This is a genomic window from Actinoplanes sp. NPDC051405 (assembly GCF_055586185.1).
Window position 1 is genome coordinate 42,950 of the sequence record NZ_JBVJIR010000011.1, and the last position, 11,537, is coordinate 54,486.

Consider the following 11,537-nt stretch of genomic DNA (forward strand, 5'->3'; position numbering starts at 1 on the left):
CGGGCCCGTTGCGCTGTGCGCCGATCAGTCGTCGTCCTCGTCCTCTTCCGGATCCTGGTTGGCCTGCTCACCCAGCACGAACGCCTGCATGGCCAGTTCGTCGCCGGACGGCGAGACGAACGTCGGCAGCTCGGCCGGGCCCAGCTCCAGCACGTACGACCAGAACTGCCGCACCGCCTCCGCCGGGGTGGCGGCCTCGATCGGCAGGTCCAGGCTGACCAGCCAGGTCTGCCGGTCCGGGCCGGAGTTCAACCGGACGGCGAACCGCTCGTACTGCTCCTCGTCGATCTCGGCGACCGGCTCGGCCAGCTTGAGCTCGCCGGCCGGCACCGGCTCGTCGAAGGACCGCCGGGTGTAGGTGACGGCCAGCTCGGGCACGCCGTGCGCGCCCCGCCGGGCCGGCGCCCCGTCGACCACCCCGAGCGCCACCACCTGCGGCGCCTGCTCGTCCGCGACCAGCAGGACCCGGTCACCGGCCGCCGGCCGCACGCCGGCCAGGCCCGCCACGGTCAGGGTGTCGTGATGGAACAACCGCTCGGTCGCCCACCGATCCGCTGGAATGATCACCGCCCACTGCGCCATGCGCACCATCACATCACGAGCGCGCGGAGCACCCGGCGCAGGCTCGGACGGGCGTGACGGGCCTGGCACTGAAGGCGTCGGCGCGACGGCCTGAGCGGGCCGCTGACGGCCGCACGGGGCTGCCGTGACCTCGGGCATGGCGCGGCGGGCGGAGCGCCGCACACTCGCGCTGATCAAGCGCGAAGCTGATGAAGTGCGGAGCTGATCAAGGCGACGAGGCGCCGCACGGCCGTGGCCGCAGATTGCGGGTATTCCGCCAGGAGACCTCTCACGCCGGGCGCAGCCCGGCGGTCAGGGGCGGACCGGAGGGACGAAGCAGCCGGCGAGGTGATCGTCGACCATGCCGGTCGCCTGCATCAGGGCGTAGGCCGTCGTCGGGCCGACGAACTTGAAACCGCGCTTCTTCAGCTCCTTGGCCAGCGCTGTCGACTCCGGCGTGATCGCCGGGACGTCCGCGCGGGTCGCCGGGCGGGGCCGGGGCGGCGGCGCGTAGGCCCAGAGGAGGGCGGCCAGGCCGTCCGGCAGGTCGGCGGCCACCCGGGCGTTGTGCAGGGCCGCGTCGACCTTCATCCGGTTGCGGACGATGCCCGGGTCCGCCATCAGCCGGGTCGCGTCGGCCTCGGAGAACGCGGCCACCGCCGGGATCGAGAAGCCCGCGAAGGCCGCCCGGAAGGCCGGGCGTTTGCGCAGGATGGTGATCCAGGAGAGCCCGGACTGGAACGCCTCCAGGGTCATCCGCTCGAACAGCGCGTCGTCACCGTGGACCGGGCGGCCCCACTCGAGGTCGTGGTAGGGCAGGTAGTCGGGCGTGCTGCCGCCCCATCCGCATCGGGCCCGGCCGTCCGCCCCGACGACCAGGCCGGCGTCGGTCACGTCTGTCATGCCGGAAACCGTACGAGGTCGGTGTGACAGAAATCAGGGCAGGCGGCCCTGCTCGACCAGGCGGCCGAACTTCTTGAGCGCGCCCTTGAGGCTGAGCTTCGAGCCGGGCCAGATCACCGGCCAGGCCAGCTTGGCCGCGGCACCGCCGGGCAGGTGGAACCACTCGTGCATGACGACCTGGGTACGGTCGCCGGCCATCGCCGTGCAGCGCATCGCGCCGGGGCCGCGCAGGATGTTGCCGCAGTGCACCACGCGGACCTCGTACGGCGCGTCGACCCGCACCACCCGCATCTCGTCGCGCAGCCCGGCCCCGCCGACCCCGGTGATCGCCTCGATCAGGCTGCCCTCGCCGCCGTCGCCCTCGACCACCCGCACCTTGGTGAACGGGATCCACTCGGACTGCCGTTCCCAGCTGGTGAACGCCGCGAAGACCCGGGGCGCGGGCGCGTTGACGATGACGGTCGCGGTGACCTCACCGGTGCCGGGGGTCGCGGCGTCGCCGAGCCCGTCGACCGGCCCGGGCGCACTCACCGGCTCTCCGCCGGTTCCTCGTCACCCGCCGGCCGGGCAGGTGCCTTCTCCCCGGCGGCCGGCTCAGCGGCGGCGGGAGCAGCGGCAGGGGCAGCGGCGGGTGCGGGCTTGTCGTCCGGCGGCGTGACATCAGGGACCACAACCGGCTCCGGCGGCGGCGGGGCGATCGCGGCCTCGCGGGCCCGGCGCAGCACGTCCGCGTCAGCCGTACGGCCCTCGCGCAGCGCGGCGACCTCGGCCTCCAGCACGCCGATCAGCTCGCCCTTGTAACCGATGTCATAGGCGGCCCGCTGCAGCGCCTGGTCGACCTGGGACATCCGGTAGCCGCGGAACGCGGTGTCGAACCGGGTCCGGAACACGTCCTCCTCGCCGAGCGGACGGTCGCTGGGCAGCGGCAGGGACTTGCCGTCCGGCTCGACCGGCGTCAGGCCGGGGTCGCCGCCGCTCACCATGACGGTCACACCGAAGACGATCGCCGCGACGACGAGCGCCACGACGACGAAGAGGAGAAGCTGGCCCATGGGCACGATCGTGGCACGAACCGCTGCGGGTGTGCGAGCCCGCCACCCCGCCGGGCCGCAAACGCCCGAATGGATCGAGGGGCGTCAGGTCCAGGTAAGGATCTTCTTGCGCCAGGCGTACACGATGCCGAGCGCGAGAACCGCCACAAAGACGCCCATCTCGGCCACGGTCACCAACCCGAATCCGGGGCGGTCGAAGACGACCGCCCACGGGAAGAGGAAGACCGCCTCGACGGCGAAGAGCACATAGAGGTACGCGTACACGTAATAGCGGATCTGAGCCTGCGCCCAGTCACCGCCGACCGGGTCGACGCCGCTCTCGTAGGTCAGCCGCTTGCCCGCGGGCTCGGCCGGATGGGCGGGCCTGAGCAGCCTGTTCGCCCCGAACGCGCCGACGAAGACCAGCACGCCGGCGGCCAGCACCAGCCCCAGCGTGGCGTACGAACCCAGATACCCCTGCACGGCCGCAGCCTAGCGAACCGAAGAGTGGACTCGGGTGGCTCAGGCAAGCCTTACCTGGCTACTGTGGTCAACGGTCTGAAGTCGGACACGCCCCGCGCCCCGGCGCGGTAAGGAGCGCCGACGTAGGCTGGAAGTGACTATTGCGGGCCGGCTCATCGACGTGCGTACCCGCCGGCCGGCTCCTTCAGGAGGTTGGAACGTGGGCGCTCCCGCGAAGCGTGTCGAGCAGCTCGATCGTGTGGTCATCCGGTTCGCCGGGGACTCCGGTGACGGTATGCAGCTCACCGGTGACCGGTTCACCTCGGAGACCGCGCAGCTGGGCAACGACATCTCGACACTGCCGAACTTCCCGGCGGAGATCCGCGCGCCGGCCGGCACCCTGCCCGGCGTCTCGAGTTTCCAGGTGCACTTCGCCGACTACGACATCCTCACGCCCGGTGACGCGCCGAACGTGCTGGTCGCGATGAACCCGGCCGCGTTGAAGGCGAACCTGGGCGATCTGCCGCCGGGGGCGGACATCATCGTGAACACCGATGAGTTCACCAAGCGGAACCTGGCCAAGGTCGGCTATGCGGTCAGCCCCCTCGAAGACGGCTCGCTGGACGGTTTCGCCCTGCACCCGGTCGCGTTGACGTCGATGACCATCGGCGCGCTGGCCGAGCTCGGAGTGGCGAAGAAGGACGCCGAACGGGCCAAGAACATGTTCGCCCTGGGCCTGCTGAGCTGGATGTACTCGCGCCCGTTCGCCTCCACGATCCGGTTCCTGGAGCGCAAGTTCGCCAAGCGCCCGGATCTGGTCGCGGCGAACAAGGCCGCGTTCCAGGCGGGGTGGAACTTCGGGGAGACGACCGAGGACTTCTCGGTGCGTTACGAGGTCAAGCCGGCCAAGATGCGGCCGGGCACCTACCGCAACATCACCGGCAACGCCGCGTTGGCGCTGGGCCTGGTCGCCGCCGGCGTGCGGGCCAAGCTGCCGGTCTTCTTGGGCGCGTATCCGATCACCCCGGCCTCGGACATCCTGCACGAGTTGTCCAAGCACAAGCGGTTCGGTGTGACCACGATGCAGGCCGAGGACGAGATCGCCGCGATCGGCGCCGCCCTGGGTGCCTCGTACGGCGGCGCGCTGGGCGTCACCACCACCTCCGGTCCCGGCGTCGCGCTCAAGGGCGAGACGATCTCCCTGGCCATCGCGTTGGAGTTGCCGCTGGTCATCGTCGACGTGCAGCGGGCCGGGCCGTCGACGGGCATGCCGACCAAGACCGAGCAGGCCGACCTCAACATGGCCCTGTACGGCCGCCACGGTGAGGCCCCGCTCGCGGTGATCGCGCCGAAGTCACCGTCGGACTGCTTCCACGCGGCGATCGAGGCGGCGCGGATCGCCCTGAAGTACCGCACGCCGGTGATCCTGCTCTCGGACAACTACGTGGCCAACGGCTCCGAGCCGTGGCTGCTGCCCGACGTCAACGACCTGCCGGACATCTCGGTCGCCTACACCACCGAGCCGAACGGCGAGGACGGGCGGTTCCTGCCGTACCTGCGGGACCCGGAGACCATGGCCCGGCCGTGGGCCATCCCGGGCACGCCGGGTCTGGAGCACCGCATCGGCGGGCTGGAGAAGGCCGACAAGACCGGCGACATCTCCTACGACCCGGCCAACCACGAGTTCATGGTCCGCACCCGCGCGGAGCGCATCGAGAACATCCCGGTCCCCGACGTCGAGGTCGAAGACCCGGACGAGAACTCCCGCGTGCTGGTGCTGGGCTGGGGCTCCACGTACGGGCCGATCGGCGCGGCCTGCCGGGCCCTGCGCCAGCGCGGGCTGCCGATCGCCCAAGCCCACCTACGGCACCTCGCACCCCTGCCCGCGAACCTCGGCGAAGTCCTGGCCGGGTTCGACAAGGTCGTCATCCCGGAGATGAACCTGGGCCAGCTCGCCCACGTCATCCGGGCCAGGTACCTGATCGACGCGGTTCCCTTCAACCAGGTCAGCGGTCTGCCGTTCACGGCCGCGACGCTGGAGAACATGCTCGAGGACGTGGTCAAGAATGGCTAGCCCCACTATTCCGTTGACGCCGGTGAAGCTCACGGCGAAGGACTTCAAGTCCGACCAGGAGGTCCGCTGGTGTCCCGGCTGCGGTGACTACGCCATCCTGGCCGCGGTCCAGCAGTTCATGCCCGAGCTGGGGATCGCCCGGGAGAACACCGTGTTCGTGTCCGGGATCGGCTGCTCGTCGCGGTTCCCGTACTACATGAACACCTACGGCATGCACTCCATCCACGGCCGCGCGCCGGCCATCGCGACCGGGCTGTCCGCCTCGCGTCCGGACCTGTCGGTATGGGTCGTCACCGGCGACGGCGACGCCCTGTCCATCGGCGGGAACCACCTGATCCACGCGCTGCGCCGTAACGTCAACCTGAAGATCCTGCTGTTCAACAACCGGATCTACGGCCTGACCAAGGGCCAGTACTCACCCACCTCCGAGCTCGGCAAGATCACCAAGTCGACGCCGGCCGGGTCGGCGGACTCGCCGTTCAACCCGCTGTCGCTGGCCTTGGGCGCGGAGGCGACGTTCGTGGCCCGCACCATCGACTCGGACCGTAAGCACCTGCAGTCGGTGCTGCGGGCGGCGGCCCAGCACGAGGGCTCGGCGTTCGTGGAGATCTACCAGAACTGCAACATCTTCAACGACGGCGCGTTCGAGGTGCTCAAGGACCCGAACACCCGCGACGACCACCTGATCCGCCTGGAGCAGGGCCAGCCGATCACCTTCGGCGCGCAGGGTCAGTATTCGGTGGTCCACCCGGCCGGCGCTTTCGGTCTGTCGGTGCGTGACAGCGCTGAGCTGGGCGGCGAGACCCCGGTCGTGCACGACGCGACCGTCGACGACCCGGCCTACGCGTTCGCGCTGAGCCGGCTGTCGGGCTCGGACCTGGGCACGACCCCGATCGGCGTGTTCCGCAACGTCGAGCGCCCGTCCTACGACGAGCTCATCCAGAAGCAGCTCGAAGACGCCAAGTCGCAGGTGACCGGCACCCCGGACGAGATGCTCAGCGACCTGCTCAACGCCGGCGACACCTGGACCATCCTGTAACTCCGGCGCACGCATCAAGATCGGCTCAGGCCTCCGGGCCTGGGCCGATCTGCGTCAGACGGCTACGCCGACGCCGCTGTTCTCCTCGTCCCGGATGTAGATCAGCATGTCCCCGGTGTCGATGGTGACCGACTGCTGACCGCCCAGCGGCAGCACCTTGCCCCGGCGGATCAGGGCCACCACCAGCGTCTGCAGCTCGCGCGGGTTGCGGCCGACCTCGTCGCGCTCCGCGGACCGCATCGCCAGGGCCATGCCCTGGCCGGGGGTCAGCAGATCCTCGACCACGTCGATCAGCGGCGGGGTCGTCGTGGTCAGGCCGAGCAGCCGGCCGGCGGTCGACGACGACACGATGACGTGGTGGGCGCCGCTCTGCTTGAGCAGGGCCGCGTTCTCCTGCTCGCGGACCGCCGCGATGATCCGCACCTGGCCCGCCGTCAGCTGCCGCACCGTGAGGGTGATCAGGACGGAGGCCTCGTCGCTGTCGGTGGCGATGATGACCGACTTGGCGTTCTTGACGTCCGCCTCGAGCAGGACCGCCGAGCGGGTGGCGTTGCCCTCGATCGCGACCAGCCCGTTGGCCCCGGCCTGGCGCAGGGCCTCGTCGCGGCTCTCGACCACGACGATGCGGGACTTGTCGTAGCCCGTCTCCAGCAGCGCGCTGACCGCGGCCCGGCCCTTGGTGCCGTAGCCGCAGACGATGATGTGGTCCTTCAACTTGCGCCTCCACCGGGTGACCCTGATGTTCTTGCGGTACTGGTCCGTGAGCACCTCGAGGGTCGTGCCGACCAGGATGATCAGGAACAGCACGCGCGCCGGGGTGATGAACACGATGTTGACGAGGCGCGCGTCGGGCGTGACCGGGGTGATGTCGCCGTAGCCGGTGGTGGAGAGCGACACGACCGCATAGTAGAAGCAGTCGAGCAGGGTCAGCCCGTCCTCGTTGAGGTCGCGGTAGCCGTCGCGGTCGATGTAGATCACCAGCACGGTGAGCAGCACGATGGTGAAGCCCGCGGCCACCCGCACGGCGAGCGCTCGCAGTGGTCCCTGTCGGACCAGAGGTAATCGGATCACTGAACGGCCGCCTGCACGTTCACACCATAGCGGCCGGGTCCCACACCGCATTTCAGGACAGCACATGACAGGCCCGCCGCGGAATACCCACCGGTAAGTTGAGGCATCGTTAAGGAAAACTCCATTGATCGTCTTGTATCTAGAAAGCTGTCGATCCAAGACTGGCGGCCTACCGCTGGAGGTTTCGATGAAACGGTCCGTCCGCCGTACCCTCGTCGTCCTGATCTCTGCACTGGCCCTGCTGGCTCCCTCCGTGGCGGCCTCGGCCGCCGCGGACAGCAAAGCCACCGTCCTCTCCCGCTGGACCCAGACCGCCGCGTCGAGCAGCACCGCCTGGAACGACGCCCGGCTCAACCGCGACCCCTGGGCCGGCTACGGCTTCGACTGGACCACCGACTACTGCTCGTCCAGCCCGGACAACCCGCTCGGCTTCAACTTCTCACTGTCGTGCTGGCGCCACGACTTCGGCTACCGCAACTACAAGGACCTGGGCGCGTTCCCGGCCAACAAGGACCGGCTGGACGACATGTTCTACGCCGACCTCAAGCGCAAGTGCGCCACCTACAGCACGGTGACCCGGCCGGCCTGCTACAGCCTGGCCTGGACCTATTACCAGGCCGTGAGCATCTTCGGATCGCTCGAGGCCGTCAACCCGTCCGACATCGACCGGGCCCGCGAGCTGGTCGAATAGCCGGTCTGGCCCCGGGCCGGCCGGTGCGGCCGGCCCGGGGGTGGGGTCAGAACATGGCCGGTCAGCCCAGGGTCTGGGCGAAGCGGGCCGAGCCGTGTTCGAGGTCCGGATGCTCGACGGCCAGCGCCATCGCGACGGCCCGGCCGAAGCCGATCTCCGCCCCCTCGGCGTAGGCCGCGTCGAAAGCCGCGTCGCCGAGGATCCGCCTCAGCGCGGCCTGCTGCCCGGACCAGAAGCCACCGAACTGGGTCGCCCGGCACGCCCCCCGCACCGACTCCGCGCCCCCGAACAGGACAGTCGCGGTGGCGGGGTCGCCGCCGACGGCACACCGCACGGCGATGGCCGCGACGGCGTCCGCGGCGGCGCCCCGGAAGCCGTGCCGCAACCGCGACCGCAGGGCGACGACCAGGTGGTCGTGCGCGGCGACCAGGTCGCGGCGGCGCAGGGCCACCATCCCGAGCAACCAATCGACGGTACGGCGGCCACGGTCCTCCGGCCGTCCCGCCTCCAGCTGGCGGGCACTACCGAGCAACTCCGCAGCCTCGTCCAGGGCGTCACGCCGCCACAGCAACTCGGCGAGGGTGACCACCGCGGGCAGGGCGGCAGCCGGCACCCCGCTGCGTTCGGCCCGGGTGATGACGTCGCGGCACACCTGCTCGGCCTCGACCGTCCGGCCGGCCTCCACGAGCGAGAGCCGCTGCCCGGAGAGGGCCCGGACCAGCAGCGCCGGGTGACCCACCCGGCGGGCGATGTCCTCGGCCCGGTCCAGGAAGCGGGTGCGTTCCTCCCGGTCGTCGGCGAGTCCGGCATGGACCAGGTACGCGGAGGCCAGCTCGACCGGGTCGATCCGCTCGCCCTGCTCGGTGCGCTCACCGTCGATCCGCCGGTAGAGCCGGAAGAGCAGGTCCCGTCCGTCGCGGGCCCGGCCGTGCTCGCGCCACCACGGAGCCAGCGCACCGGCGAGCCGCAGCCCGGCCCGGACACTGCCACCGGTGGCGGACCAGCGCAGTGCGGCCTGCCACTCCTGCACGTACGGCGCGAGCTCGGTGAGGGAGACGGTCCGCGGCTGCCCGTCGGTGTCGACAGCGACACCGTCGAGGGTGTGCAACGACCAGTCGACGTGCCGGTCCCGGGTGGTCTGTTCCTCCCCCGCGGCGGCGAGCCGGCGGGTCGCGTACGCCCGGACCTGCTCGGACATCTGGTAGCGCGGCCCGGCGACGACCTCGACGAGGGACCGGTCGGCCAGCTCCGACAGGGCGCCGAAGGCGTCCTCGCCGGACCACTCCACAGTGCCGAGCTCGACCGGGCCGGCGAAGACGGCCAGCCGGCGCAGCAGCCCGGCGGCGCCGTCGCTGAGGCCGCGGTACGACCAGTCGAGGTTGCTCGTCAGGCTGCCGTGCCGGCCGGGCTCGGACCGGCCGGCGTCGAGCGCGGCGATCGGATCGTCGAGGCGGGCGGTGAGCTGGGCCGCGGACAGCAGCCGCAGCCGGTCGGCGGCCAGCTCGATGGCCAGCGGCGCGCCGTCCAGCTTCGCCGCGATCCGGGCCAGGTCGGCGGCCTCCCCGGCCGGACCGGGCCGGCCGCCCCGCGCCGCGACGGCCCGGGCAGCCAGCAGAGCAGCCCCGTCGGCCGGCGCGAGCCGCGGGATCCGCCAGACCAGTTCCCCGGGTACGCCCAGCGACGTGCGCGAGGTGGCGAGGACGTCCAGCCGCCGGCAACTGGCCAGCAGCCGGCGCACCAGCTCCCGCGCGGCGTGGTGCCGGGCCTCGCAGGTGTCGAGGATCAGCAGGATCCGGCCCTCGGCGCAACGCTCGATGAGACTGTCGAGCAGGGGACGGGCCGGCTCACGCCGGACACCCATCGCGGCGGCCAGCGCCTCGGCCGGATGCTCCTCGGCGAGATCGACAAGCCAGATGCCATCCGGGTACGCCGCGCGCAGCTCCTCAGCGACGGCCACGGCGAGCCGGCTCTTACCGGCCCCGCCCGCCCCGGCCACGGTGACCAGGCGATGGGTGGAGATGAGTCCCTTGAGCTCGGCGATCTCACTCTGCCGCCCGACGAACGGAGTGACGGCGGCCGGCAGGTTGTCCACAGGCGCGCCGGGAGTGCGCGGCCGGGGGAAGTCACGTTCGAGCCCGGGAGCGACCAGCTGGAAGAGCCGCTCGGCGTCGTCGAAGCCACGCAACCGGAACGGGCCCAGGTCCAGCAGGTCGACGCTGTCGATCAGCGGTGCCCGGGTCGCCCGGTGTTCGCGGTCATGCTGGCGTACCCCGCCGGCCCCCACACCCACGAGCTCCGCATTGCTGGGAACCAGGTCGGACGACCAGGTGGAAACGGCGAGCGCGGTCGCCTCGGAGCAGAGCACCTGACCACCGTGCGCAGCCGCGGCAACGCGAGCGGCGCGATGCACCTCGGCGCTCGTGTACTCACCGGCGACCGGAACGGCCCAACCGGTGTGCAGGCCCATCCGAACGCGCGGCGCCGCGTCGGCACTCGGCCACGGGTACGCGGCGAGTGCACGCTGGGCGGCCACACAGGCAGAGACGGCGGCGGCGGCGTCCCGGAACGCCACGAAGAAAGAGTCACCCTCAGTGAAAAGCTCGGCGCCGGCGTAATTACTCAGCGCTGCGCGCACGACGCCACGATGGGCGTTGAGCACACGGCCATAACCTTCGCCGAGCATCCGGGCGAGCCGGGTGGACCCCTCGATGTCCGTAAACATGAAGGTCACAAGCCCGCTCGGCAGCTCGGTCCGTACCGCCACGGTGAGAACCTCCGCCCCCTTGGGAAGTCGCGCTTCATGCTGCCGTACCGCAATCACACGGCACATCGTAGGAACGGTCGGTAACCGCCCTCCCGCCACGGCCGACCCCGCAAGGGCGACCCACGGTGGGGGTCATCGACGGTCACGCACGGCACTACGCGTGACGTAACGACGAGGTTCACGTTCTGGTTGCGCCGCGGTCGGTCAATTCCACCGACCCGTTCGGACGGCCCCGCAGGAGTAGCCCTTTGTGCGACTCCATGAGGTCACCCGACGATCACCACAGTGTTACGCCGCGGGACCGGCCACAGTCGACTGAAATAGCAGATGTCGGCGTGGGGCTCGGTGATACCTCGGGTTGGAAATAGGTGTTGGGCTCGGCTGCGCCTGCCTCATTTAGGGCCGGGTCACTGGAGCGGGGCCGTGGGCCTGGGGATGTGGCCACTCGGGTTTTGCGCCGTAGTTGAGCTTTCTGGGTTTTGGGTGGTTGGCGGGTCGCCGGTGCAGGCGGCGGCGTGCCGGACGTTCTGTCCGGGTCGGGCGGTGGGTTCGGGTCGGGCGAGACCGGTTGGTTTGTGAATCAGGCGCAGGGAGCCGGTCGGGCCTTCCTGGGTGGTGGTTCCCGCACAGGCTGCCGGTAGCGGCTGCTCGGATGGTGATTCCGGCGCGGGTGGCCGGTCAGGCCGCGTTGGTCGTGGTTTCAGTGCGGCGTGGTTCAGTGCGGACAGCCGGTCCGGCCGTCTCGGTGTTTGGCCGGTCGGGTCAAGCAGGTTTTTGGATCCGTCGCGGGCGGCCGGTCAGGGTGCGCCTGGCGTTGGTTCCGGTCGACCACCCAGGTCGTGATCCGCCGAAGGCAGCCGATCGACCACCCACGTCGTGAACCGCCGAAGGCAGCCGATCGACCACCCACGTCGTGAACCGCCGAAGGCAGCCGATCGACC

Annotated in this window: 10 protein-coding genes; 3 read left to right on the top strand and 7 right to left on the bottom strand. The window is 70.9% G+C overall.

Going from position 1 to position 11,537, the window contains the following annotated elements; translation table 11 throughout:
• Positions 1–24: 24 nt before the first annotated feature.
• The 5 genes from ACZ6S4_RS23495 to ndhC all read right to left on the bottom strand — a co-directional run bounded on the left by ACZ6S4_RS23495 (position 25) and on the right by ndhC (position 2,978).
• The gene (locus ACZ6S4_RS23495; RefSeq protein ID WP_465476968.1) at positions 25–582 is read right to left on the bottom strand and encodes a hypothetical protein; all 558 of its coding nucleotides are present in this window, start codon (positions 580–582) and stop codon (positions 25–27) included.
• A 291-nt stretch (positions 583–873) separates the two neighbouring features.
• A complete protein-coding gene (locus ACZ6S4_RS23500) occupies positions 874–1,464 on the bottom strand; it encodes a DNA-3-methyladenine glycosylase I (RefSeq protein WP_465476969.1) in 591 nt (196 codons plus the stop codon).
• A 33-nt stretch (positions 1,465–1,497) separates the two neighbouring features.
• Positions 1,498–1,995: an SRPBCC family protein gene (locus ACZ6S4_RS23505; RefSeq protein WP_465476970.1), complete on the bottom strand. Its 498-nt coding sequence runs from the start codon at positions 1,993–1,995 to the stop codon at positions 1,498–1,500.
• Entirely contained in the window at positions 1,992–2,516 is a 525-nt protein-coding gene (locus tag ACZ6S4_RS23510; RefSeq protein ID WP_451909739.1) for a DivIVA domain-containing protein, read from the bottom strand. The genes ACZ6S4_RS23505 and ACZ6S4_RS23510 overlap by 4 nt, the downstream gene beginning before the upstream one ends.
• A gap of 84 nt (positions 2,517–2,600) precedes the next feature.
• The gene (gene ndhC / locus ACZ6S4_RS23515; protein ID WP_451909738.1) at positions 2,601–2,978 is read right to left on the bottom strand and encodes an NADH-quinone oxidoreductase subunit A; all 378 of its coding nucleotides are present in this window, start codon (positions 2,976–2,978) and stop codon (positions 2,601–2,603) included.
• Between the two features lie 199 nt (positions 2,979–3,177).
• Between ndhC and ACZ6S4_RS23520 the strand changes: the two genes are divergently transcribed.
• Positions 3,178–5,031 (top strand): 2-oxoacid:acceptor oxidoreductase subunit alpha, encoded by a 1,854-nt coding sequence (locus ACZ6S4_RS23520; RefSeq protein WP_465476971.1) that lies wholly within the window; start codon positions 3,178–3,180, stop codon positions 5,029–5,031.
• On the top strand, positions 5,024–6,070 hold the full coding sequence (locus ACZ6S4_RS23525; protein WP_465476972.1) for a 2-oxoacid:ferredoxin oxidoreductase subunit beta: 1,047 nt from the start codon (positions 5,024–5,026) through the stop codon (positions 6,068–6,070). Before ACZ6S4_RS23520 ends, ACZ6S4_RS23525 begins: the two co-directional genes overlap by 8 nt.
• Before the next feature lie 54 nt (positions 6,071–6,124).
• Here ACZ6S4_RS23525 and ACZ6S4_RS23530 read toward each other — a convergent pair whose 3' ends face one another.
• Positions 6,125–7,141 carry a potassium channel family protein gene (locus ACZ6S4_RS23530; protein WP_465476973.1) on the bottom strand — a complete coding sequence of 339 codons (1,017 nt, stop codon included), beginning with the start codon at positions 7,139–7,141 and terminating at the stop codon, positions 6,125–6,127.
• A gap of 187 nt (positions 7,142–7,328) precedes the next feature.
• Here ACZ6S4_RS23530 and ACZ6S4_RS23535 point away from each other — a divergent pair, with 187 nt between their 5' ends.
• Positions 7,329–7,832 (top strand): phospholipase, encoded by a 504-nt coding sequence (locus ACZ6S4_RS23535; protein WP_465476974.1) that lies wholly within the window; start codon positions 7,329–7,331, stop codon positions 7,830–7,832.
• Between the two features lie 61 nt (positions 7,833–7,893).
• On the opposite strand, the gene ACZ6S4_RS23540 is transcribed toward ACZ6S4_RS23535, so the two are convergent.
• Entirely contained in the window at positions 7,894–10,596 is a 2,703-nt protein-coding gene (locus ACZ6S4_RS23540; RefSeq protein WP_465476975.1) for a winged helix-turn-helix domain-containing protein, read from the bottom strand.
• Positions 10,597–11,537: the final 941 nt, after the last annotated feature.

Excerpts from the sequence above, each read along its gene's own strand:
- ACZ6S4_RS23495 (WP_465476968.1), bottom strand. The coding sequence starts at position 582 with ATGGCGCAGTGGGCGGTGATCATTCCAGCGGATCGGTGGGCGACCGAG.
- ACZ6S4_RS23500 (WP_465476969.1), bottom strand. The coding sequence starts at position 1,464 with ATGACAGACGTGACCGACGCCGGCCTGGTCGTCGGGGCGGACGGCCGG.
- ACZ6S4_RS23510 (WP_451909739.1), bottom strand. The coding sequence starts at position 2,516 with ATGGGCCAGCTTCTCCTCTTCGTCGTCGTGGCGCTCGTCGTCGCGGCG.
- ACZ6S4_RS23525 (WP_465476972.1), top strand. The coding sequence starts at position 5,024 with ATGGCTAGCCCCACTATTCCGTTGACGCCGGTGAAGCTCACGGCGAAG.
- ACZ6S4_RS23535 (WP_465476974.1), top strand. The coding sequence starts at position 7,329 with ATGAAACGGTCCGTCCGCCGTACCCTCGTCGTCCTGATCTCTGCACTG.